This window comes from Pseudorhizobium tarimense (assembly GCF_022968135.1).
GTDB classification, from domain to species: domain Bacteria; phylum Pseudomonadota; class Alphaproteobacteria; order Rhizobiales; family Rhizobiaceae; genus Neorhizobium; species Neorhizobium tarimense.
Genome location: NZ_JALJRA010000001.1, coordinates 147,678 through 169,057, shown reverse-complemented (window position 1 = coordinate 169,057; position 21,380 = coordinate 147,678). Strand labels below are relative to the sequence as shown.

Below are 21,380 nucleotides of genomic sequence, written 5' to 3'. Positions count from 1 at the left end.
GCGATTGAAGTCAGCAAATCCAGGGCAAGCCAATGCAAAACCCCGTTACCGTCGAAGTCACCCGTGGCAACATCGTGGAAAGCCGCCATCGCGGCTTGGGGATTGTCCTCGACGGCGACGGCAAGTCTCTCTTCTCCTTCGGTGATCCGGATGCCGGCGTCTTCCCCCGCTCGGCCTGTAAGGCCATGCAGGCGCTGCCGCTGGTGGAGAGTGGCGCGGCAGACGCCTATGGCTTTGGTGATAAGGAACTGGCAATCGCCTGCGCCTCGCATTCGGGCGAAGATGCGCATGTGGCGCTCGCCGCCTCCATGCTGGAGCGGGTCGGCCGCGATGCCTCCGCACTCGAATGCGGTTCCCACTGGTCGAGCGACCAGAGGACCTTGATCCACCAGGCGCGCACGCTGGAAAAGCCGAACGCCCTGCACAACAACTGCTCGGGCAAGCATTCCGGCTTCGTCTGCACCTGCGCCCATTTGGGCTATGAGGTTGAAGGCTATGTCGATTACGATCATCCGCTGCAGGCCGATATTCGCGCCACGATGGAAAGCCTGACCGGCGCGACCTTGGGCCACGACAACTGCGGCATCGACGGCTGCTCGATCCCGAGCTACGCGATCCCGCTTCGCGGGCTTGCGCACGGCTTTGCCAAGATGGTGACGGGGCAGGGGCTGGAGCCGCTGCGGGCAAAGGCATCGCGGCGGCTGATGGAGGCGTGCATGGCGGTGCCCTTCTATGTCGCCGGCACCAACCGCGCCTGCACGAAGCTGATGCAGGTGGCGCCCGGAAAGATCTTCGCCAAGACGGGTGCCGAAGGCGTCTTCATTGCGGCTCTGCCGGAGCAGGGCGTCGCTATGGCGGTGAAATGTGAGGACGGCACGACGCGCGCGGCCGAATCCATGATCTTCGCCCTCATCGCCCGCTATTTCGACAAGGACGGTGATACCCACGCCCAGCTGATGGCTATGGCGAACCATTCGCTGAAGAACTGGAACGGCATCGAGGTGGGTAAGGTTCGCGTGACGGACGCGCTCTTCAGCTGATCCGGCTGCCGGCCACTTGAACCTGCCGCCGAGGACGACAGATGACCTCCGTCACCCGGATGGAGGTCGCTGATGTTCACGCTGTTCTTTTCACCAAACGCCTGCTCGCTGGCGAGCCACATTGCGCTCGCGGAATCCGGGCTGCCCTATCAGTTGCGTCGGGTGAACTTCGCCAAGGATGAGCAGCGCTCGCCGGATTACCTGAAGCACAACCCGAATGGCCGCGTCCCGGCACTGGTGACGGACAAGGGCACGCTGATCGAAAGCCCCGCCATTCTCGCCTTCATTGCCCAGGCCGCGCCGGAGGCAAAGCTTGCGCCGCTGGACGATGCCTTCGAGTTCGCCCGCATGCAGGGCTTCAACAGCTACATCGCCTCTACGGTCCACGTCGCCTACGCCCACAAGCGCCGCGGCTATCGCTGGGCGGAGAAGCCGGAATCGCTGGAGGACATGGCGGCGAAGATGCCCCGCAACATGGGGGACTCTTTCGCCGTCATCGAGAACGACCTCTTCGAAGGCCCCTACGTGCTCGGCGAAAACTATTCCGTTGCGGATTGCTACCTATTCACCATGGCAGACTGGCTGGGTGGCGCCGGCGTAGACATCAATGCCTTCCCGAAAGTGGCGGAGCATTACCGCCGTCTGCGCCAGCGCCCGGCGGTCCAGCGTGCGCTGGAAACGGAGAAGGAGGCGGCGGCGGCCTGATCCTCAGGCGCAGCGTTTGAGCGGTGGCTTATCCTTGGCATCGTTAGGCTTCCGCTCCGGGCGGGACATCGGCAGGTCGGCAAGCTGCCGCGCCGACATCCGGGCGATGTGTGGGTGTCGGAAGGGATCATCAGTATCGAACGGCGGCTGGTCGGGGGAAGCGAGCCAGTAAAATAGCTTCAAGATTATCTGTAGCGGCAGCATGGCCTAGACCTCGCAAGTAGGTTGACTTGCAGGTGCATAATGGTGCCGATTGATGAGGCGATCCATTGAGTTCTTCAGGCTCACCCTATAGAAAAGCTGTATGAAGAACCTGAATACGCTCCACCTCAACGGCCTTCGGGCGCTGGAAGCAGTCGGGCGGCTCGGCTCGCTGCAGGCGGCGGCCGATGAGCTCGGCGTGACGCTCGGAGCGGTCAGCCAGCAGGTGATCAAGGCCGAGACACAACTCGGCCACACCGTCTTCCACAGAACGCCGAGAGGCCTTGTCCCAATTGAAGGCGCAAGGCCGATGCTGGCGCGGCTGACGGAAGCCTTTCACGGTCTCTCGCAGGCGGTGATGCTTGGTCGGCAGACGGACGAGACGCTCCTGACGATCTCGGTGGCGCCCGTCTTTGCTGCCCGCTTCCTCGTCCATCGACTGGACCGGTTCTCGCAGAGGTACCCGGACATTCGCCTGCGCATAGAGGCGACCACAGCGCTCGCCGATCTCGGCACCGGCGATATCGACCTCGCCATCCGCGTCGGCGGCGGGCAGTGGCCGGGTGTCGATGCCGAATTGCTGATGGAGCAGCGCGTCTACCCGGTTGTCGCGCCGGCGCTTGCGGAAAGGCTGCAGGAGCCAGCCGACATCCTGAAGCTGCCGGCGATCATCGATGGTCCCTCGCTCTTCTCCTGGGAAATCTGGCTGGAAAAGGCGGGGCTCACCGGTGGCAGCATTGAAACCCGGCACGTCTTCAACGACGCCTCGCTCTGCCTCGATGCCACCATTGCGGGGCAGGGCGTCATGCTCGCCTGGCAGACGCTGGCAGCATTCGCTCTGGAGCAGGGGCGCTTGGTGAAGCCGTTCGACATCGAGGCTTCCACCGGTATGGCGCATTATCTCGTCACCCCGGCCGGAAGCAAATCGCCCGCAAAGGTGCGGGCGTTCCGTGACTGGCTGCGCGAGGAGATGCGGTCGGTGGACCGCCTTATGCGGGCTCCTGCAGGCGCTTCTCCCACATGGCCTTGAACCCGGCGCGGGCCTGGCAGCCTTCCAGCCACGCCTTCAGCGCCGGGCGCGCCGCAAGCAGCGGTGCGTAGCCCTGTGCGTAACGGACAATCTCCGCCACGATGATGTCCGCTGCGGTAAAGCGGCCACCGACCATGGTGCCGGTCTGCTTCAGGTGCGCCTCAAGCACATCAAAGGGCCGCTCCAGGCTGGCCGCCAGTGCCTGCGCCTTGGTTGTGCCTTCGGGTGTGTTGGCCTGATCACCGCCGAGCAGTTTCTGCATGTCGAGCGCCGGAGTTTCGATCCCGGTTGCGGCAAAGAGCGCCCACTGCACCATCAGCGCATCTTCCTGCAGATCCTTCGGGCCGAGTTGCCCGCCATACTTCTTCGCCAGGTAGAGCGTGATGGCGAGCGACTCGTGCAGCACGAAGCCCTCGTCGTCCATCGACGGAATGAGTGCCATCGGGTTGACCGCGAGGAACTGCGGCGAGCGGGTGTTGAGCGGTGCGTCGGGCGCCTCGGCAATCGGCAGGCGATAGGCCTGGATCACCGGCTGGTGGGCGAAATCGAGGCCGATCTCCTCGAGAAGCCAGAGCGGCCGCGTGGCGCGCGAGCGATAGACACCATAGATCGTCAGCATCGTGTTCTCCTGTCGAGTGTTGTCCGCACGCTAGGGGCGGCAAGGCAAAAGCGGAAGATCATTGTGCGTTCGGTCACGATGAATTCTTTCGATGAATCAGCCGATACGGTTGCCGCCGATCGTCAGATGCTCGAAGGTTGCGCCGCCCGCGGCCAGTTCAGCGGTTGCCGTCTCATGCCAGCGGAAGCCGCGGATGGCGCCGTCGCCGCAGCCCTCGAAGATGTTGTCGCTGATCAGCGCGCTCCCGGCCTCTTCCACGACCGACACCGCGCAGCCGATCCGGGCAGAGCGGACGATGTTTCCGGTGGCAGCGACATTGCGCAGGTAGGGACCCCAACCGAGCAGCATGCCGAAGCGCGGAACGTTCTCGAGCAGGTTACCGGAAACCACGGTGTCCGCCTCGACGCCGATGCCGATCCCGAAGCCGACGCTGTCATGCTCGTAAGGACCCGTCAGCGAAATGTTGCGGACGATGTTATTGGAAACGATCGCCAGCCGGCCGCCTTCGTTGAAGTTCGCGATGTTGATGCCATTGGCGGCTCCGTCGATCAGATTGCTGGTCACCATGGCGCCCTCGAAGCCGAATTCAGAGTAGATTGCTGTTTCGCCTGAACGGAGGCACTGGTTGTCGGATATCTGGATGTTGGAGGACGCATTGGCGCGAATGGCGGTAAAGGCGCTGTCGGAGATGTGGTTGCTGGAAACGATCACCCCGCCGGCGCGGTAGAGGTTGATCGCATTGCCGAACTGTCCCGTACCGCCATAGGTCGCGCCGGTCCGCGTGATGCGGTTGCCGGAAACGATCGAACCGTCCTCGCCGACTTCGCTTCTGTGGATCAGGATGCCGCCATTGCCGCAGTCGGCAAGTCTGTTCTCCCGCACCGAAAGGCCGCGGCTGTCGAGTGCATAGATGCCGTATTCGCCGATGCCGGAAATCTGGCAGTCACGGACCGTCCCGCCGCAGCGCTCCAGCTGGAGGCCGGTCTTTCTACATCCCGTCACCACGCAGTTGTTGATCGAAAGCTCATCGACATCGCGCAGATGCAGCATCGCCGGCGCATTCTCCGACAGCGGCAGACCGGCGCCGTCGAAGGTGATGTTGGAAAGCTCTATCCGTCCCGCACCTTCGGAACCGAGGAAGCTCCCGCCGCCGGCAAAGGCAATCTCCGTCGCTCCGGCAATCCCTACGAGCCGGGTCTTGTCGGGCAGTGAAAGCCTGCCAACCTCGTAGCGCCCGGCTGGCAGAAAGACCCACTGATTCGTGCGGACTGCCTCACGGATCAAGGCGAGAAGCTTTCCGGTCTGATCCTCGCGTCCGGGTGAAAGTCCGGCTGCGCCAGCGTCGAGGGAGCCACGCAGATCCGTCAGGGACAGCGCCGGATTTGCCGAGGCGCGCCGGCCGGCAAAGCTGGATCCTGCCGCCAGAGCCAGCATGGCAAGTGTATTCCGCCTCGTGATCACCTGGGCCTCCGCCGTCCTGCGCCGCGCCGGTGAGGAAAGGCAAGCGCGGTTCCTTTGCCGAAGTCGGCATTTTACCGCATTATCTTAAAGAAGATTAAGGATTTGCGCCTCAGTATCCTGCGAACCGAGTGAAGCATCTTCGTTAGCCCAGCGAATGAGGAGAGGCATTGGATGGAAAGTCCTGTGTCACATGACGTGCATCTGCACCCCGACTCGGTGTCGCTGGAGGAGCTGTGTACCCGTCTCCTGCGAGTCTCCACCAAAGCGGATATTAGCGAGGCACTGCTCGTCATCAACGAGCTGAACCTCCATTCGCTGATCAATCAATTTCCCGACTATATCTACGTCAAGGATAGGCGCAGCCGCTTCGTGCTTGCCAATTCCGCAACGGCGCGGGCGCACGGCTTCGACGGTGCAACCAGCCTTCTCGGCAAGACGGACTTCGATTTCCTCGGCAGGGAAGCGGCGGAAGAGCTCTTTCTCGCGGAGCAGACTGTCATGACGACCGGGGAACCGCTGGCCGATATCGAGCACAAGCTGGAAATCGGCGGAGGGTTGCACTGGTTCCAGTCGACCAAGACGGCCCTGCGCAATCCGGAGGGCGAGATCGTCGGTCTGATCGGCCTCTCCCGAGATATTACCGAGCGCAAACGCCAGGACGGGCTGCGCCGCGGCCACGCAAGGCTTCTCGATATGATCGCCCGCGGGCAGCCGCTGGAGAGAGTTCTTCACGGCCTAGTCGAACTGGTGGAGGAGCAGCTGGACGGCATCACGGCTGCCGTGCTGCTGACGGAGGACGGCACGGAGCGTTTGCGCAACGGCGCTGCCCCCGGTTTGCCTGAGGCTTATTGCCAGCGCATCGACGGCATGGCGATCGGTCCGCGTGCCGGCTCCTGCGGTACGGCCGCCTGGCGGCGGGAGCCGGTAATTGTAAGCGATGTAGCGAACGACCCGCTGTGGGAAGACTTCCGCGATCTTCCGCTTCAGTTCGGCTTCCGCTCCTGCTGGTCCACGCCGATCATCTCTGCGGAAGACATCCTGCTCGGCACCTTTGCCCTCTATTCCAACACCGTGCGGGAGCCGACGCCGCGTGAGCGGGAACTGACGGCCATGGCAACCGACCTTGCCGGCATCGCTATCGAGCGCACTCGCACGGAAGAGCGCATCCGCCACATGGCGCATCACGATGCGCTGACGGGTCTGCCGAACCGCAGCCTCTTCTGGGCCCAGTTCAACCGGGCAATCGTCGAAGCGAGACGCGAGCAGCGCCGCGTCACCGCAACCTATATCGATCTCGACAACTTCAAGCAGATCAACGACACGCTGGGCCATGCGGCCGGCGACGAGGTTTTGAGAACGCTCGCCGACCGGCTGGGCCAGTGCATCCGCGCAAGCGACCTGCTCGTCCGGCTGGGCGGCGACGAATTTGCCATCGTCTTTAGCAATCCCCGCCACGAGCAGAACGGCGATGTCGTCCTGCGCCTCCAGGAATTCCGTGCAACTCTTTCCACTCCTGTGGCAATCGACGGCGCCGATGTGCATGTCACCTGCAGCATGGGCGTCGCCTTCTTCCCGGAAGACGGCGAGACACCGGAGGCGCTGCTCGCCAAGGCCGACAAGGCACTTTACGCCGCCAAGAGCGGCGGTCGAGATCAGCTGCAGATCTGGCGCAGGCCTACCTGAATGATCCCAACCGTTATCCCTCAGGCTTTTTCGATGCCGATGCCTCGAAACCGGCGGTGAAGCGCTCGAAGAGTTCTGCGAAGGTTGCAATCTGCTCGTCCGTCCACCCCGCCAGCACTTCCGCGACCAGCGCGTGCTTGACCTCGCGCAGCTCCTGAAGAAGCCGATCCCCGAGATGGGTGCGATTGACGATCGAACGTCGGGCGTCCGCTTGCGACACACCCCGCTCCAGAATTCCCCGTGAAACGAGCTCGGTCACCATGCGGCTGCCGCGCGACGGGTCGATGCGCATAGTTTCTGCAATCGCGCCGACGGTCACTTCGCCACCCTCGGCCACGATGATCCGCATCGCCTCCAACACGTCGAGATGCGAGACGTCCAGCCCGGGCGAGACCTTGGCAATCGCCATCCGGCCGATCGTTCGCTTGCGGATCAAAAGCCGCATGCGCGTCAGCGTCTGGGCGATATGCTGCAACTGGTCTGGCGGCGCGGATGTAGCGGATCGATCTGGCGACGTCATAGCTCCTCCTTTTTCTTCCCACTTTGGCAAAGTCCTCTGCTGCGAGCAAGCAAGTGCCATTGACAAATATATGCTAAACGCACATAAATCCCGCTCTGCTAAGGAGCGACTTCAATGGACATGACGGCTGCGGCGCCTGTGCGCCCTTTGATCGAGGATCATCGGCGGCGCCTCGTCGTCTTCTGGTTTCTGATGGCGGCGCTGTTCATGGCGACACTCGACAACCAGATCGTCTCCACGGCGCTGCCGACCATCGTCGGCGAGTTCGGTGCACTCGAACGTTTCGGCTGGGTCGGCTCGGCCTATCTGCTGGCGATGAGTGCGGTGATGCCGGTCTACGGCAAGCTCGGCGATCTGTTCGGCCGCAAATACGTGATGCTTGCCGCCATCTCCATCTTTGTCGCAGGTTCCCTGCTCTGCGGGCTGGCCTGGTCGATGGACTCGCTGATCTCCGCCCGCATCTTCCAGGGCCTGGGCGGCGGCGGCATCATGGTCTCGATCTTTTCCATCAACGCCGACCTTTTCGAGCCGCGCAAGCGCGCCCGCTACCAAAGCTATTCGAGCCTCATGCTGATGGCCTCGGGCAGCATCGGCCCCACCTTGGGCGGCACGATGAGCGATCTCTTCGGCTGGCGTTCGATCTTTTTGATCAATCTCCCGATCGGCATCGTCATCGTCACCGGCATCGCCCTCCTCCTGCCGCACCGGCGCCCGACGCGTCAGCCGACGATCGATGTCTTCGGTGCGCTGCTGCTCGCCGGCGTCACCACCTCCATCGTGCTTGCTGCCGATGCCGTGCAACTGTTCAAGGCCTTCTTCGCTTGGCAGACACTGCTCGTCCTTGCCGCCGGAATGCTGTGCGCCATCTTCTTCGTCGTGGTCGAAAGGCGTGTGTCCGAGCCGGTCATGCCGCTGCGCCTGTTCAAGGATCCGACCTTTCCACTGCTGATCGTCATTTCGCTGACGAGCGGCGGCATCGGCATCGGTCTCGTCAACTACCTGGCGCTCTTCCTGCAGACAACGACCGGCCTTTCGCCGACCGTCGCGGGCCTGTTCTTCATCTGCGCGACCGGTGGCATCGTCTGCGGCTCGCTCTCGGCCGGACGGCTGATCGCCCGCTATGGCCGCTACAAGCCCTTTGTCGTCACGGGGCTGACGCTCAACATCGTCTCGCTCCTCTTGATGTCGCAGCTTCAGGCCGGCACGCCGCTCGTTCTGGTCGGCCTGCTGCTGACGATGCAGGGACTGGCGATCGGCTTCGGTCAGCAGGCGCCGGTGATTGGCGTGCAGAACAGCGCGCCGAAGGCGGACACCGGCGCTGCGACTGGCGCCGTCACGCTGAGCCGCATGGGCGGCGCGGCAATTGCGATCTCCATCTACGGCGCCATCATCGGCACCTATCTCGGCAGTGTCAGCCTCGATCTGCCGGGCGTGGAAAGCCCGGCGACGCTGACGCCGAAGCTCCTCGCGACCCTTTCGCCCGAGGTGCAGCACCAGATCGGCATGATCTACGCCAATGCCTTCGAGAGCCTGTTTCAGACCGGCGCGCTGATCGCCTTTGTCGGCCTTGTCGCCGGCTTGATGCTGAAGAACGTCCGGCTGCCTGCAGCCGGCGAAACCAAGGCCTGACCGGCTCTTCTATCCCGGTCCGGCCGCCCTATTTTTCTGGGCATGAAACCAGAGGCGCTGCTTCATCCCACTGCGGCCGGGCTGTTCTGTCCCATCGGCCGTTTCCATGTCGATCCGGTGCGGCCCGTCGAGCGGGCGCTGATCACCCATGGCCATTCCGATCACGCTCGCTCCGGCCACGGAAAGGTACTTGCCACGCGCCAGACGCTCGACATCATGCGCATCCGCTACGGCGAGGATTTCTGCGGGTCTGAACAGGCGGTCGGCTACGGCGAAAGCGTCGATGTCGACGGCGTCACTGTCTGCTTCCATCCAGCCGGCCATGTGCTCGGGTCGGCGCAGATCCTGATCCAGAGGGACGGGCTGAGGATCAATGTATCCGGCGACTACAAGCGGGGCACCGACCCGACCTGCGCCTCCTTTGAACCCGTGGCTTGCGACGTCTTCATCACCGAGGCGACCTTCGGCCTGCCGGTGTTCCATCATCCGGACCCGAAAAGCGAGATAGGCAAGCTGCTCACCTCTCTGAAGCAGTTTCCCGAGCGCAGCCACATGATCGGCGCCTATGCGCTCGGCAAGGCGCAGCGCGTCATCCGGCTGATCCGCGACTGCGGCTATCACGAGCCGATCTATATTCACGGGGCCTTGTCTCGCCTCTGTGACTACTACCGCGACCAGGGTATCGAGCTTGGCGACATTCGACCGGCGACGCTGGAGAAGAAGGATCCCGATGCTTTCAAAGGGGCCGTGGTGGTCGGACCACCGTCAGCCTTCCAGGATCGCTGGGCGCGCCGCTTCAACGAGCCGCTGATTGCCTTCGCCTCCGGCTGGATGATGGTGCGGCAGCGGGCCAAGCAGGGTGGGGTGGAGCTGCCGCTGGTGATCTCCGATCATTGCGACTGGCCGGAACTTCTTGAAACCATCAAGGAGGTCGGACCATCGGAGGTCTGGGTGACGCACGGCCGCGAGGAGGCGCTGGTGCGCTGGTGCGAACTGCAGGGCTTCCCGGCCCGCCCGCTGCACCTTGTTGGCTACGAGGACGAGAGGGACTGATGAAAGCCTTCGCCACGCTTCTCGATCGCCTCGTCCTGACCCCGTCGCGCAACGGGAAGCTGAAGCTGCTTGCCGACTATTTTCGCGACACGCCCGATCCCGACCGCGGCTATGGCCTCGCGGCGCTCGCCGGTACGCTCGATCTTAGAAACATCAAGCCGGCGCTCCTGCGCGAGCTGGTGCTGGAAAAGCTCGATCCGGTGCTCTTCCAGTATTCCTACGATTACGTCGGCGACCTCGCCGAAACGATGGCGCTGGTCTGGGACGACGGCGAAAAGGACGACACGACCGACGAGGAGCAGCCGCGGCTTTCCGAAGTCGTGGCCATGATGAACTCGCTTGGCCGCACGGAAGTGCGCGCCGCCGTGCGCGACCTGCTCGACCACCTCGATCCCTCCAGCCGCTTCGCCTTCCTGAAGCTCGCCACCGGATCGCTGCGCATCGGCGTCTCCGCCCGCCTGGCCAAGCAGGCCCTCTCCGATATGAGCGGCAAGGACGTGACGGAGATCGAGACGCTCTGGCACGGGCTCGGGCCGCCCTACGAACCCCTCTTCGCCTGGCTAGAGGGGAGGGCGGAGAAGCCGGTGCTGGCCACACCCGCGATCTTCCATTCCGTTATGCTCGCCAACCCCGTCGAGGAGGGCGATCTTGAAAAGCTCGATCCGGAGGATTACGCCGCCGAATGGAAATGGGACGGCATCCGCGTCCAGATGTCGAGCTATGGCGGTACCAAGAAACTCTATTCCCGCTCCGGCGACGACATCACCGGCGCCTTTCCCGATATCGTCGACGCGATCAACTTCGAGGGCGTGGTCGATGGCGAGCTTCTGGTTGGCGGCACCATGCGCTCCAACAGCCCGACCCGCACCTTCTCCGACCTGCAGCAGCGGCTGAACCGCAAGACGGTGACCAGCCGGATGCTCGACGACTATCCAGCCTTCGTGCGCGCCTATGACCTGCTGTTTCAGAGCGACGAGGACATCCGCACCCGCAGCTTCTTTGAGCGCCGTGAGCTGCTGGGCGAGGTGATCAGCAAGGCGCCCCACGACCGTTTCGACCTGTCGGATCTCGTTGCATTCTCTGACTGGCAGGAGCTCGACCGTCTGCGCGTCAATCCACCCGATCCGGTGATCGAGGGCGTCATGATCAAGCGCAAGGACAGCCCGTACCAGGCTGGGCGACTCAAAGGCCCCTGGTTCAAGTGGAAGCGCGATCCCTACAATATTGATGCGGTGATGCTCTATGCTCAGCGCGGCCACGGTAGACGCTCCAGCTATTATTCCGACTTCACCTTCGGAGTCTGGTCGGAGACGCCAGACGGCGAACAGCTGGTGCCGGTTGGCAAGGCCTATTTTGGCTTCACCGATGCCGAACTCGAAGTTCTCGACAAGTTTGTGCGCGACAACACGGTTGAGCGTTTTGGACCCGTGCGGGCCGTACGGGCAGAACCGGATTTCGGTTTTGTCCTGGAGGTCGCTTTTGAAGGGATCAACCGCTCCACCCGCCACAAGTCCGGCGTCGCCATGCGCTTCCCCCGCATCGCCCGCCTTCGAGTGGACAAGCTGCCGCGCGACGCCGACCGTCTCTCGACGCTGACGGCCATGGTCGAGGCGCGCGAGGCTTAACCGCCCCGTATGGCGTCGATGATCCTTGGCATATCGACGGGCTTCTCCAGACGCGTGACGTGCGAGAAACGGGCTGGAATGCTGCTGTCGCCATAGCCGGTAACGAAGATGAAGGGGATCTGACGTTCGATCAGCCGATCCGCGATCGGAAAGCTGCTTTCAGCGTTGAGGTTCGCGTCGAGGAGGGCGAATCCGACACTCTCGCCACCGTCCAGAAGAGCACCGGCATCGTTCAGCGTCCCGGCAGGGCCGAGAACCGCGGCGTCTGCGTCCTCAAGTCCCCTCCGAGTTCGTCGGCGATGAAGTATTCGTCTTCGACACCAGGACAGTAAGATCAGCCAGTATGCCTCCCGCCACAGATGATTCTCCTAATGATCGAAGGTGATGGGAGCCCGGATGGTGCAGCGGATGCCGTCTTCACCCATTTCGTAAGTGGTCCTTGCCTTGAGCTGGTAGGGAAGGGCGCGCTCGATCAGTTCCCGCCCGTAGCCGGAGCCCAGAGGCGCCGCATCCACCGCCGGCATGTCGTCAACGCCCGTCTCCAACCACTCGAGAGACAGGAGCGGCGCATCCCCCTCGTGCTCGATGCGCCAGCGAATGGTGAGATGACCCTCAGGCGCCGACAGGGCGCCGTATTTGACGGCATTGGTGGCAAGCTCGTGCAGCGCCAGCGCGAAGGTCTGGATGGCCCGCGAACGCAGCCGCAACTCTTGGGCCCCCTCGAGCGTAATCTTCGCCCGGCCGCTGGAATGCGCTGAAAGCTCTGCCGTGCAGGTACGTCACCGAGCCCTCGATGAACACGAGGCTCCCGTCCTTGCGCAGATGCCAGCGAACATTCGGCGCCTTCCCCTTTTCAATGGCGGTGCGCATTTCGTTCCTGTCCTCGCCGTGCGCCCGGTCTTCCTTGGTAAACAGCTTGCTGGCGCACATGCCGTCCGCCTCCTCCGCCGTCCACCCGCAGACGACCTCCGCACCCTTGTGCCAGTCGATAATCCGGTCGTTGGCGTCGGAGACGAAGATCGCGTAGTCGCGGGCATTCTCGACGATCAGGCCAAAGCGCTCCTCGCTGGCTTTCAACGCCTCCAGCTTCTGCAGTCGGTCGATCACCGGCCCGAGGATGGTGGCATAGGTCCTGAGAAACTGGGTGTCCACGTCATCGAACCTTCGCGGTTCCTGACTGTCGACCTGCAGATGCCCGTAGGGCTCGCGGCCCGGAACGAAGATCGGCACATTGGCAAGCGCGACAACGCCTGCATCCTTCATGAAATGAGGAATCTTAAAGCGGTCTTCCTTGGAGATATCCTGCGTGATCACCGGCGCCCCGGATCGGATCGAATAGGTTTCCGAGGAGTGTTCGCTCATGTCGAGCTCGACCCCGACGCTCTCCGGATCCCAGCCTACTGCCGCGCGGACGCGGAGCTTGTCCTCGCCCCCGTGGATCTCCAGCAACCTTGGAGCGGTAGGTTTGCAGTGCCTCGCCGACCAGCCGGCACGCCTCGGTCAGCACCTCGTCAAGATCGTCTGAGCGGATGGCAAAATCGCCGAATTCGGCCAGCACCTGCTGGCGCTTCAAGAACTGCTCCCGGTCCAATGACTGCTTCCTTGGGTCAACCATGGGAACTCCAGGAACGGTGCGATGTGCCGTAAGATTGCGAAGGGATCTGGAGTTATGGCACGGTTGCCGATGAGACAACCGATGCGCAAGGCACGTGGGCGCGTTGCGATCGCTCCGGCCTCTGTGTCCTCAGGGTCGGCAATTTTGCCTCGTTACGGTAGCCCGTCAGCTTGGGATCAGCAGCATCACCGCCGACGTCACGATGACAAGGGCAAAGAGCGCAAGAAATACGTCCCGATCCACGGCCTGCTCCTCCACGCGCGGAATCCGCGTATCGTGGAGAACCTGCTGAAGAACAAGAAGTTCCGGGAGAGCAGACGCGCCGTCGCTGAGACCCGTAAAAAAGAGATAAGACGGGCCTCGTGAGCCCGCCTTCGTTCAGTTCAACGTTGATGCTCTGAGGCCTCAGAACTCTTCCCAGCTGTCATTGCTGACGGCGGCGGCGGTGGCGCTCTTACCGGTGAAGGCGCGGGCGATCTTGTTGACCATGCCGCGAGCAGGCGAGGCCGCCGGCGCCGAGCTCGGCCTTGCCGCAGCCGAGCTCCGCGCCGCATAGCCGGACGAGGCGCCACCCAGCTGGAACTGCGACACGAGCTCGCGCAGGCGGCCGGCTTCGGTGGCAAGCGTTGCGCCGGCGGCATTGGCTTCTTCCACCATCGCCGCATTCTGCTGCGTCACCTGGTCCATTTGGTTGACGGCGGTGTTCACCTCCGAGAGGCCGACCGACTGTTCGCGCGCCGAGGTGGCGATTGCATCCATGTGCTGGTTGATCGAGACGATATAGGTCTCGATCGTCTTCAAGGCCTCGCCCGTCTGGCTGACGAGATGGACGCCGTTCTCCACCTCGACGGAAGAGTTGCGGATCAGGTCCTTGATCTCCTTGGCAGCGGTCGCCGAGCGTTGGGCGAGCTCGCGCACCTCCTGGGCAACGACCGCAAAGCCCTTGCCGGCCTCGCCTGCGCGGGCGGCTTCCACACCGGCATTGAGGGCCAAGAGGTTGGTCTGAAAGGCGATGTCGTCGATCACGCCGATGATCGAGGAGATCTGGTTCGACGACTGCTCGATCTTGCCCATGGCATCGACCGCATTGGCAACGACCGCCCCTGACTGGCGCGCACTCTCGTTCGCCTGGATGGCCACCGTGCGGGCCTCTTCCGCCCGCTTGGAAGAATTGGCGACATTGGCGGTGATCTGGTCGAGCGCGGCTGCGGTCTCTTCCAGCGAAGCGGCCTGCTGCTCGGTGCGCCTGGAAAGATCCTCCGCGCTCTGGCTGATCTCGCGCGAGCCGCTGTCGATCGAGCTGGTGGAGCCGGCAACGGATGTCAGCGCCGAGCGCAGCTGTTCGATGGCACGGTTGAAGTCGTCACGTAGACCTTCGAACTCTTCCGCGAACGGCTGGTTCAGCTGGACTGCAAGATCACCGGCAGCCAGTTGCTTCAGTCCGCCAGCAAGCCCCGAGGTTGCCTGTGCCATCGCTTCGGCACGGATACGCTCTTGCTCGGCGATCTGGCGGCGCTGCTCCTCGGTCTGGTTGCGCTGGGCTTCGGCCCGGCGCTCAATCTCGACCGTCTTGAGGGCATTGTCCTTGAATACCTGCACGGCACGCGCCATGGCACCCAATTCGTCCGGGCGGTTTTCTCCTTCGATCGTCGCGTTGAGATCGCCGGCGGCAAGGCTCGTCATCGTTCCTGTCAGGCGACCGAGGGTGCGTGCCAGTGCTCGGGCAAACAGATAGAAGCCAAGAAGCGAGAGGACAGAGACAACGATGGAGCCGCCGATCGTCATCCACAGCGCCGTTTTGCCGTCATTGACCATGTCGCTAACGTCGGCTGCGATCTCGATCATCCCGATCTTCGCCCCCGAGTAGTTGTTGAACGGCATGGCCCGTACGGCATAGGTGAGGTCGCCTTCCGTGAGACGTTTCTTGACCGGCTGGCCATCAAAGGCGGCCTTGAGTTCTTCGTCGGAAAGAAGGGTCGTGTCCGTGGTGGAAGCCTGCTTCTCAAGCTTTCCGTCGACCATGACGTAAACGGCCACTTCACCGCCGATCCGGGCAGCGAGGGGCTCGAAGTAGGCGTTGGTCAGGCTGGTTCCGACGTCGACGGCGCCGACCACTTTGCCATCGGCCAATACTGGAGCCGTTGCGAACATGCTAACGGCCGTGCGGCCAGGCTCAATGCCTGCGACGAGCTTGCCGCTGGAGAGCGCCTCGATTACCGTCTTGCGGCGGCCCTTCATGTCGTCGCCGAACTTTTCCGGAGTATGGATGCGGGCAACGGCTTCGCCGTTGGCGTTGATGAAGGTAATGAGCTGAAGCCCTCCTTCGCTCACGACAGCAGGAAGTGCCGCCGCATGGCGAGTGACAATGGCCTCGCGCGCATTGCTGGTGATCAGGCCGGCAACCTCAGGTTCAGCGGCCAGCGTCAACGCCAGTGCCGAGGCAGCCTTCTTCTGCGCGGCCATGTCCGTTTCGATCAGCGCAAGATCGCTCGCCATTTCCCGCTGCAGCGCATCTTCCGACGCCAGCGACTGGCGGTGCCACGCCGTCCCCCCGATCGCGATGCTTGTAAAGAGAACGGCGGCAAAACCGCATGCTGTGATCGTCATCCAGAGAGGACGCTTGATGGTAACTTCCGACATTGATTTCCCGACCTGTGCCCATTTGACAGTGGCTTATTGGTGGACGGGAAAGATTCAATTTCTAATAATAATGGCTACCTGAAAGTACATGGTGATTTGTTGCAGTGCGGAGCAATCTCTGAGGTTGAGACTGAATTCATAGCCAGAATGCGACAAGGGTAGCCAAGGCGACTGCGGAGAGGAAGTTTCTGGCGAGCTTGTCGTAACGTGTTGCGACGCGTCGGAAGTCTTTCAGTCGGCAGAAGGCGTTCTCGATGAGGTGGCGGCTCTTGTAGCCTTCGGCGTCGTATCAGCATGAACGCAAAAGGGCGTCCGATCACGTCGGTGAGGACGTGGATTTTGGTGGTTTTCCCGCCGCGCGAAGGTCCGATAGCCTGATTTTTCGCCCCCCTTTGCCGCCATGGGCCGAGCGGTGCGCCTTGACGTAGGTGCTGTCGATGGAGGTGCTTTTGGTGACCGCGCCGGACGTCGCGAGCGCCTCGACCAATTCAGTCCAGAACCGTTTGCGAGACCAACGATTGAAGCGGTTGTTGACCGTGGTCGAAGGGCCATAGTCGCGCGGACAATCGCACCACCGGCAGCCGACCTTGAGAACGTGGATGATGCCGGAGATCACTCGACGATCATCGACCCGGCGAGCCCCGCCCTTGTTCCTCGGCAACAGGGGCTCGATCACCGCCCATTGCTCATCCGACAGCCAAAACAAGCGACCCATTTAAGCCTCCAATCCATTGATCGGAAATCTTGAATCTGATTTTCCGCGGCAAATCAACATGACCATCGGGTTTCGACCCTAATGCGCCAGCGAAAGCCAAATGGCTCTAATCGCTGTGCGCTTGCTTGCGCCTCCCGCCATGGCAAGACAGGTAGATCGCTGCAGTCTCCACCTCCGCACCCGCAGCGGCAAACCATCCCCGCCGTCAGCTTCGCACCAGCCGCGTCGCGCATGTTGGACATGGGATCATCTGCCGGAATCGGGTTTTCATGTCGTCTTTGCCTCACACTCTGCGCCGAAGCCTTTCCCTGCTTGCCGCCGGAACTGCCGCAGCGTCGCTGAGCGGCTGCATCCTGGTGACGGATACCAGCCGAATGAACCCCGACGTCTTCGTGCAGGAGACGGCGCCCGTCTTCTACGTTCCGCCCTATGTCGACCCGCCGACGAACCAGCCGCCGCCGATGCCGGGCGGCATCCCGCACCGGCGCCAGCTCTATCCCACCTATTTCCACCAGACCTATCGCCCGACCTATGGCCTGCCGGTCACCAACCCGGTCCACCGGGTGATGTACGGGGTGATCAACGATGGTGGCCACACGCTTCCCGCCATCCCCTATTTGCGCATCGATCCGCGCTTCCTGCGCCAAGAAGTGGCCTATCAGACGACGGAGGCCCCCGGCACCATCGTCGTCGATACGAGAGAGCAGTATCTCTATCTCGTGCAGTCCGGCGGCAAGGCGATCCGGTACGGTGTTGGGCTCGGCAAGGAAGGCTTTGCCTGGTCCGGCCGCGGTGTCATCCAGTGGAAGGCGAAGTGGCCGCGCTGGACGCCGCCGAGCGACATGGTGGCCCGCCAGCCGGAGCTGCGCCAGTTCGCGGCCGCGGAAGGCGGTGCGAATCCCGGCCTCAACAACCCGCTCGGGGCGCGCGCCCTCTACATCTTCAAGGACGGCAAGGACACGCTCTACCGCGTCCACGGTACGCCCGACTGGCAGTCGGTCGGCAAAGCCACCTCGTCCGGCTGCGTGCGCATGCTCAACCAGGACGTCATCGACCTTTATGATCGGGTTCCCGATTCCACGCCCATCGTCGTACTCTGAGAGACCGGCCGCCGCCTAGGCTCACGGGAACGTGCCTTCCGTTCGTAGCGACGCTGACGTAGGGAAGCGTAAAGCATGCCGTGATACGGACGTCTGCCGGTGGAACAATTGCGCCGCCGTTGCCGTTGATGGCCAAGTCAAAGAACGAGAAATCGGGCGGTTTCCCAATATGAACAGCACTACCATCTATTCCCGCCGGAGCGTGTTGTCGCTTCTTGCGGCGGGTGCAGCTTCGACCCTTGCCGGATGCGCCTCCAGTGGCCCGCGTCCCATTTCCGCAACGCCGGTGGCCTTTGCGCCGCCGCCGCAGCTTCCTTCCGGCCGTTCCGCTGAACTCGACGCCATGTATGGAACCGTCGTCGACAACGGCTACGTCATTCCGGCCGTCCCCTACTGGGAGATCAATCCGCGTTACTACCGCCAGCAGGTCGTCGACCCCACGGGCGAGCGGCCGGGCACCGTGGTCGTCGATACCGCGTCCCGCTTCCTCTACCTCGTCGAGCCCGGCGGCACCGCCATGCGCTACGGCGTCGGTATCGGTCGCGAAGGCTTCGCCTGGGAAGGCGAGGGCGTCATCGAATGGCGGCAGAAGTGGCCGAAATGGACCCCGCCGCAGGAAATGATCGCCCGCCAGCCGGAGCTCGCCAAGTATTCGGCTGACAATGGCGGCATGCCCCCGGGCCTCAACAACCCGCTCGGCGCGCGCGCTCTTTACATCTTCAAGGGCGGCAAGGACACGCTCTACCGCCTGCACGGCTCGCCGGAATGGAATTCCATCGGCAAGGCCGTCTCCTCCGGCTGCGTGCGCCTGATGAACCAGGACGTCATCGACCTCTACGAGCGCGTCCCGGAAAACGCCCGCATCGTCGTCTGGCAGTGATCAAAGATCAGGTCGTCGGCTGCTTCAGCAGTCGACGCCTCAGATCCACCAGACCTTCTCGCAACGTCTCCGCCTCGTTCAGGCTGCAGCCGGTGGCTGAGCCGATCTCCTGCATGACGCCGACGGCCTTCTGCCGCAGGGCATCGCCTTTTGGCGTCAGCTGAATACGTACCTGCCGCTCGTCCTGGGTGTAGCGCCGCCGCATCACGAGCCGAGCCTGTTCGAGGCGCTTGAGGAGAGGGGAAAGCGTTCCGGAATCGAGGCCGAGCCGCTCGCCGATCGTCTTGACCGACTGTCCGTCCTCTTCCCACAGGGTCAGCATCACGAGGTATTGCGGATAGGTCAGCCCGAGCGGGTCGAGCAAAGGCTTATAGGCGCGTGTGAACGCGTGGGCCGCGCCATAGATGGCAAAGCACAGCATCGCATCCACCGGCGCGGGCGTTGGACTCTTCGGCGTTTTCGTCTTGCGACCTGACGTCACGGCATCCTGCTCTATCTTTCGACAGGCGTATCTTCTCAGGCTTGACGCCGGAATGCAATGCGGGTAATTGAATTGTGCACAATCTAAGTGCGAAAGCCATCCCACCTTGAAGGAAGGAACCTGCCATGCCGATCCTCTACACCACCAAAGCATCTGCCACCGGTGGCCGTTCGGGCCACGCTGTCTCGGAAAACGGCGTCCTGGATGTGGCGCTGACCGTGCCGAAGGAACTCGGTGGCGATGGTGCAACTGGGACCAATCCGGAGCAGCTCTTCGCCGCCGGCTACTCCGCCTGCTTCCTCGGTGCGCTGAAGAATGTCGCCGGTAAGGAAAAGGTGAAGATTCCGGACGATGCGAAGGTAACCGCCACCGTCGGCATCGGCCCGCGTGAGGATGGAACCGGCTTCGGCATCGAAGTCTCGCTCGTCGTCGACATTCCGGGCCTCGACAAGGCGCAGGCGGAAGATCTGGTCGCAAAGGCCCACATCGTCTGCCCTTACAGCCACGCCATGCGCACCTCCACGGAAGTGCCGGTTTCCGTGGCCTAACGTTGCCGAGCCAGGGAGCGGTCTTCGTTCCCCTGGCCCTGGCCATTCTTCACCTGATAGCGAGCAGCGTCTTTCGCAGCGGCGCCATCTCCGCGCCCAGTTCGTCGTCCAGCGCGCCGTGAACCTCCTGCCAGATCGGCAGCGCCGCGGAGAGCAGGGAGGTTCCCTCGTTCGTCAGCCGTATCAGCCGGCTGCGCCGGTCTTTGGGGTCCGGCAGTGTCTCCACGAGCCCGCGCCGTTCCAGCACCTTGATCGCAGCCGTCAGCGTCGTGCGGTCCATGGAGAGAACCTCGGCGACGGCACCCATCGGCGCGGCCTCCGGCCGGTTCAAGGACATCATCAGTGAGAACTGCCCGTTGTTCAGCCCCAGCGGCTTCAGTGCGATGTCGAAGCGGCGGGCGAGCAAGCGCGCCGCCCGCTGGACATGAAGGCAAAGGCATGTGTCGCGGACGTGCAGTGTGGTGGAAAACGGAATCAGCATGCTGTTTGACATGGCTCAAATATGTTGATATCAACCTAAGTGTCAAGCAAAAGGAGGTCGCATGAACGTTGTTGCGTCGCCAATGAACCCTGTTGTGTCCCGGGAGGAATGGCTGGAGGCCCGTCGCCGGCTGTTGCAGCTGGAAAAGGAGGAGACCCGTCTGCGCGACAAGGTGCGCACTGAGCGCCGCGCACTCCCTTGGGTGAAGATGGACAAGGACTACGTTTTCCAGACGCCGGAGGGGGAGAAGCACCTTTCCGACTTGTTCGACGGCCGCAGCCAGCTTTTGGTCTATCACTTCATGATGGGACCCGAGTGGGATGCCGGCTGCGTCGGCTGCTCCTTCCACTCTGACCATGTCGACGGCACGCTCGCGCATCTCAATCATCACGATGTGACCTATGTCGCGGTCTCCCGCGCGCCGATCGACAAGATCATGGCTTATAAGGCGCGCATGGCCTGGAAATTCCCCTGGGTCTCCTCGCATGGCTCGGATTTCAACTTCGACTTCCACGTCTCCTTCACTCCGGAGGATCTGGCGAAGAAGACGGTCTACTACAACTTCCGTGCAACGCCGTCGGCTGATGCCCATGACGAGCTGCCCGGCCTTTCAGCCTTCTACAGGAACGACAAGGGCGACATTTTTCACACCTACTCCACCTACGCCCGCGGCGGCGAGGAACTGATCGGCACGCTGATGGTGCTCGATCCTGCGCGCTTCGGCCGCAACGAGGAGGGCACGATGGACTTCGTCATGCGTCATGACGAATACGAACCGGCGATGGAGAGCGAAGCTTCATCCTGTTGCCATTAATGGCGCGCATCGTCTTTCAAGCCTGGAGGGAAGGTCATGGCAATGGAGATGGCAAGGCCGCAGGCCGAGCACTCGTTTCTGAAAAGACTGGTCGGGACGTGGAGGGTGACCGCCAAGGACATGACCGGCGACGAGCCCTGGACGGAGGAAGTGCGCTCGCTACAGGACATCTGGTTCGTGGCGGAGGGCAGGGGCCAAACGCCTGACGGCGGCGGCCCCGCAACCACAGTTCTCACGCTTGGCTTCGACCCGCAAAAGGGCAAGTATGTCGGCAGCTGGATAGGCTCGATGATGACCCACATGTGGGTCTATGAAGGCGAGATCTCGGCAGATGGCAACACGCTCAGCCTCTATACCACCGGGCCGGATTTTCAGGATCCCGCAAAGACAGGCGAGTATCGAGAGCAGATCCTCTTCCAAGACGATAACAACCGGATCTTCACCTCCAGTGCTCGTCAGACTGACGGAAGCTGGAGCCAGTTCATGGAAGCCCATTACACCCGCATGTCCTGAAAAGGACCGCTGCGACGTCGATCACGC

General features: G+C 62.8%; 23 protein-coding genes and 1 pseudogene. 15 read left to right on the top strand and 9 right to left on the bottom strand.

The window, feature by feature from the left end; genetic code table 11:
* The first annotated feature begins 32 nt into the window (after positions 1-32).
* From MUU54_RS00930 to MUU54_RS00920, 3 genes are all read left to right on the top strand, one after another.
* Positions 33-1,040 carry an asparaginase gene (locus tag MUU54_RS00930; RefSeq protein WP_247242139.1) on the top strand — a complete coding sequence of 336 codons (1,008 nt, stop codon included), beginning with the start codon at positions 33-35 and terminating at the stop codon, positions 1,038-1,040.
* Between the two features lie 72 nt (positions 1,041-1,112).
* Positions 1,113-1,745: a glutathione S-transferase family protein gene (locus MUU54_RS00925; protein ID WP_247242138.1), complete on the top strand. Its 633-nt coding sequence runs from the start codon at positions 1,113-1,115 to the stop codon at positions 1,743-1,745.
* A 304-nt stretch (positions 1,746-2,049) separates the two neighbouring features.
* Positions 2,050-2,976 carry a LysR substrate-binding domain-containing protein gene (locus MUU54_RS00920; protein ID WP_247242137.1) on the top strand — a complete coding sequence of 309 codons (927 nt, stop codon included), beginning with the start codon at positions 2,050-2,052 and terminating at the stop codon, positions 2,974-2,976.
* Here the strand turns inward: MUU54_RS00920 and MUU54_RS00915 are convergent.
* Positions 2,936-3,595 carry a glutathione S-transferase family protein gene (locus tag MUU54_RS00915; RefSeq protein WP_247242136.1) on the bottom strand — a complete coding sequence of 220 codons (660 nt, stop codon included), beginning with the start codon at positions 3,593-3,595 and terminating at the stop codon, positions 2,936-2,938. The two genes, MUU54_RS00920 and MUU54_RS00915, sit on opposite strands and share 41 nt — an antisense overlap.
* 96 nt (positions 3,596-3,691) lie before the next feature.
* A complete protein-coding gene (locus tag MUU54_RS00910; RefSeq protein WP_247242135.1) occupies positions 3,692-5,056 on the bottom strand; it encodes a TIGR03808 family TAT-translocated repetitive protein in 1,365 nt (454 codons plus the stop codon).
* A gap of 171 nt (positions 5,057-5,227) precedes the next feature.
* On the opposite strand from MUU54_RS00910, the gene MUU54_RS00905 reads away from it, so the two are divergent.
* On the top strand, positions 5,228-6,739 hold the full coding sequence (locus MUU54_RS00905) for a diguanylate cyclase domain-containing protein (RefSeq protein ID WP_247242134.1): 1,512 nt from the start codon (positions 5,228-5,230) through the stop codon (positions 6,737-6,739).
* 13 nt (positions 6,740-6,752) lie between these two features.
* Here the strand turns inward: MUU54_RS00905 and MUU54_RS00900 are convergent, their stop codons facing one another.
* On the bottom strand, positions 6,753-7,259 hold the full coding sequence (locus tag MUU54_RS00900) for a MarR family winged helix-turn-helix transcriptional regulator (RefSeq protein WP_247242133.1): 507 nt from the start codon (positions 7,257-7,259) through the stop codon (positions 6,753-6,755).
* Positions 7,260-7,373: 114 nt separating this feature from the next.
* Between MUU54_RS00900 and MUU54_RS00895 the strand changes: the two genes are divergently transcribed.
* Genes MUU54_RS00895 through MUU54_RS24750 form a run of 4 tightly spaced genes read left to right on the top strand, consistent with a single transcriptional unit; the run spans position 7,374 to position 11,898 of the window.
* The gene (locus MUU54_RS00895; RefSeq protein WP_247242132.1) at positions 7,374-8,888 is read left to right on the top strand and encodes an MDR family MFS transporter; all 1,515 of its coding nucleotides are present in this window, start codon (positions 7,374-7,376) and stop codon (positions 8,886-8,888) included.
* A gap of 42 nt (positions 8,889-8,930) precedes the next feature.
* Positions 8,931-9,941, top strand: a complete 1,011-nt coding sequence (locus MUU54_RS00890) for a ligase-associated DNA damage response exonuclease (RefSeq protein WP_247242131.1) — start codon at positions 8,931-8,933, stop codon at positions 9,939-9,941.
* Positions 9,941-11,566: a cisplatin damage response ATP-dependent DNA ligase gene (locus tag MUU54_RS00885; protein WP_247242130.1), complete on the top strand. Its 1,626-nt coding sequence runs from the start codon at positions 9,941-9,943 to the stop codon at positions 11,564-11,566. The genes MUU54_RS00890 and MUU54_RS00885 overlap by 1 nt, the downstream gene beginning before the upstream one ends.
* A 59-nt stretch (positions 11,567-11,625) precedes the next feature.
* Positions 11,626-11,898, top strand: a complete 273-nt coding sequence (locus MUU54_RS24750; protein ID WP_312038787.1) for a hypothetical protein — start codon at positions 11,626-11,628, stop codon at positions 11,896-11,898.
* A 36-nt stretch (positions 11,899-11,934) separates the two neighbouring features.
* Here the strand turns inward: MUU54_RS24750 and MUU54_RS00875 are convergent, their stop codons facing one another.
* The gene (locus MUU54_RS00875) at positions 11,935-12,273 is read right to left on the bottom strand and encodes a sensor histidine kinase family protein (RefSeq protein WP_247242129.1); all 339 of its coding nucleotides are present in this window, start codon (positions 12,271-12,273) and stop codon (positions 11,935-11,937) included.
* Positions 12,179-12,928: a PAS domain S-box protein gene (locus tag MUU54_RS00870; RefSeq protein ID WP_247242128.1), complete on the bottom strand. Its 750-nt coding sequence runs from the start codon at positions 12,926-12,928 to the stop codon at positions 12,179-12,181. Before MUU54_RS00870 ends, MUU54_RS00875 begins: the two co-directional genes overlap by 95 nt.
* On the opposite strand from MUU54_RS00870, the gene MUU54_RS00865 reads away from it, so the two are divergent.
* Together MUU54_RS00865 and MUU54_RS00860 are read left to right on the top strand one after the other, a co-directional pair.
* Entirely contained in the window at positions 12,927-13,091 is a 165-nt protein-coding gene (locus tag MUU54_RS00865; RefSeq protein ID WP_247242127.1) for a hypothetical protein, read from the top strand. The two genes, MUU54_RS00870 and MUU54_RS00865, sit on opposite strands and share 2 nt — an antisense overlap.
* Before the next feature lie 171 nt (positions 13,092-13,262).
* The gene (locus tag MUU54_RS00860) at positions 13,263-13,547 is read left to right on the top strand and encodes a hypothetical protein (protein ID WP_247242126.1); all 285 of its coding nucleotides are present in this window, start codon (positions 13,263-13,265) and stop codon (positions 13,545-13,547) included.
* A gap of 39 nt (positions 13,548-13,586) precedes the next feature.
* Here MUU54_RS00860 and MUU54_RS00855 read toward each other — a convergent pair whose 3' ends face one another.
* A complete protein-coding gene (locus MUU54_RS00855; RefSeq protein ID WP_247242125.1) occupies positions 13,587-15,821 on the bottom strand; it encodes a methyl-accepting chemotaxis protein in 2,235 nt (744 codons plus the stop codon).
* 136 nt (positions 15,822-15,957) lie between these two features.
* Positions 15,958-16,536 (bottom strand): annotated as a pseudogene (locus MUU54_RS00850) (IS5 family transposase).
* A 269-nt stretch (positions 16,537-16,805) separates the two neighbouring features.
* Here MUU54_RS00850 and MUU54_RS00845 point away from each other — a divergent pair.
* Together MUU54_RS00845 and MUU54_RS00840 are read left to right on the top strand one after the other, a co-directional pair.
* Positions 16,806-17,636 (top strand): L,D-transpeptidase, encoded by an 831-nt coding sequence (locus MUU54_RS00845; protein ID WP_247242124.1) that lies wholly within the window; start codon positions 16,806-16,808, stop codon positions 17,634-17,636.
* 169 nt (positions 17,637-17,805) lie between these two features.
* Entirely contained in the window at positions 17,806-18,516 is a 711-nt protein-coding gene (locus tag MUU54_RS00840) for a L,D-transpeptidase (protein WP_247242123.1), read from the top strand.
* 7 nt (positions 18,517-18,523) lie between these two features.
* On the opposite strand, the gene MUU54_RS00835 is transcribed toward MUU54_RS00840, so the two are convergent.
* Positions 18,524-18,937 (bottom strand): MarR family winged helix-turn-helix transcriptional regulator, encoded by a 414-nt coding sequence (locus MUU54_RS00835; protein ID WP_247242390.1) that lies wholly within the window; start codon positions 18,935-18,937, stop codon positions 18,524-18,526.
* A 185-nt stretch (positions 18,938-19,122) separates the two neighbouring features.
* On the opposite strand from MUU54_RS00835, the gene MUU54_RS00830 reads away from it, so the two are divergent.
* Complete coding sequence (locus tag MUU54_RS00830; RefSeq protein ID WP_247242122.1) at positions 19,123-19,545, top strand: organic hydroperoxide resistance protein; 423 nt, start codon at positions 19,123-19,125, stop codon at positions 19,543-19,545.
* 49 nt (positions 19,546-19,594) lie between these two features.
* Here MUU54_RS00830 and MUU54_RS00825 read toward each other — a convergent pair whose 3' ends face one another.
* On the bottom strand, positions 19,595-20,038 hold the full coding sequence (locus MUU54_RS00825; protein ID WP_247242121.1) for a MarR family winged helix-turn-helix transcriptional regulator: 444 nt from the start codon (positions 20,036-20,038) through the stop codon (positions 19,595-19,597).
* A 49-nt stretch (positions 20,039-20,087) separates the two neighbouring features.
* On the opposite strand from MUU54_RS00825, the gene MUU54_RS00820 reads away from it, so the two are divergent.
* Positions 20,088-20,840 (top strand): DUF899 domain-containing protein, encoded by a 753-nt coding sequence (locus tag MUU54_RS00820; RefSeq protein WP_247242120.1) that lies wholly within the window; start codon positions 20,088-20,090, stop codon positions 20,838-20,840.
* Positions 20,841-20,882: 42 nt separating this feature from the next.
* A complete protein-coding gene (locus MUU54_RS00815) occupies positions 20,883-21,353 on the top strand; it encodes a DUF1579 domain-containing protein (RefSeq protein ID WP_247242389.1) in 471 nt (156 codons plus the stop codon).
* Positions 21,354-21,380 lie beyond the last annotated feature (27 nt).

Coding starts and splice junctions, on each gene's coding strand:
- MUU54_RS00860 (WP_247242126.1), top strand. CDS start 13,263: ATGCGCAAGGCACGTGGGCGCGTTGCGATCGCTCCGGCCTCTGTGTCC.
- MUU54_RS00830 (WP_247242122.1), top strand. CDS start 19,123: ATGCCGATCCTCTACACCACCAAAGCATCTGCCACCGGTGGCCGTTCG.
- MUU54_RS00885 (WP_247242130.1), top strand. CDS start 9,941: ATGAAAGCCTTCGCCACGCTTCTCGATCGCCTCGTCCTGACCCCGTCG.
- MUU54_RS00915 (WP_247242136.1), bottom strand. CDS start 3,595: ATGCTGACGATCTATGGTGTCTATCGCTCGCGCGCCACGCGGCCGCTC.
- MUU54_RS00900 (WP_247242133.1), bottom strand. CDS start 7,259: ATGACGTCGCCAGATCGATCCGCTACATCCGCGCCGCCAGACCAGTTG.
- MUU54_RS00865 (WP_247242127.1), top strand. CDS start 12,927: ATGTCGAGCTCGACCCCGACGCTCTCCGGATCCCAGCCTACTGCCGCG.
- MUU54_RS00825 (WP_247242121.1), bottom strand. CDS start 20,038: ATGTCAAACAGCATGCTGATTCCGTTTTCCACCACACTGCACGTCCGC.
- MUU54_RS00920 (WP_247242137.1), top strand. CDS start 2,050: ATGAAGAACCTGAATACGCTCCACCTCAACGGCCTTCGGGCGCTGGAA.
- MUU54_RS00890 (WP_247242131.1), top strand. CDS start 8,931: ATGAAACCAGAGGCGCTGCTTCATCCCACTGCGGCCGGGCTGTTCTGT.
- MUU54_RS00840 (WP_247242123.1), top strand. CDS start 17,806: ATGAACAGCACTACCATCTATTCCCGCCGGAGCGTGTTGTCGCTTCTT.
- MUU54_RS00845 (WP_247242124.1), top strand. CDS start 16,806: ATGTCGTCTTTGCCTCACACTCTGCGCCGAAGCCTTTCCCTGCTTGCC.
- MUU54_RS00905 (WP_247242134.1), top strand. CDS start 5,228: ATGGAAAGTCCTGTGTCACATGACGTGCATCTGCACCCCGACTCGGTG.
- MUU54_RS00855 (WP_247242125.1), bottom strand. CDS start 15,821: ATGTCGGAAGTTACCATCAAGCGTCCTCTCTGGATGACGATCACAGCA.
- MUU54_RS00930 (WP_247242139.1), top strand. CDS start 33: ATGCAAAACCCCGTTACCGTCGAAGTCACCCGTGGCAACATCGTGGAA.
- MUU54_RS00835 (WP_247242390.1), bottom strand. CDS start 18,937: ATGCTGTGCTTTGCCATCTATGGCGCGGCCCACGCGTTCACACGCGCC.
- MUU54_RS00895 (WP_247242132.1), top strand. CDS start 7,374: ATGGACATGACGGCTGCGGCGCCTGTGCGCCCTTTGATCGAGGATCAT.
- MUU54_RS00815 (WP_247242389.1), top strand. CDS start 20,883: ATGGAGATGGCAAGGCCGCAGGCCGAGCACTCGTTTCTGAAAAGACTG.
- MUU54_RS00870 (WP_247242128.1), bottom strand. CDS start 12,928: ATGAGCGAACACTCCTCGGAAACCTATTCGATCCGATCCGGGGCGCCG.
- MUU54_RS00925 (WP_247242138.1), top strand. CDS start 1,113: ATGTTCACGCTGTTCTTTTCACCAAACGCCTGCTCGCTGGCGAGCCAC.
- MUU54_RS00820 (WP_247242120.1), top strand. CDS start 20,088: ATGAACGTTGTTGCGTCGCCAATGAACCCTGTTGTGTCCCGGGAGGAA.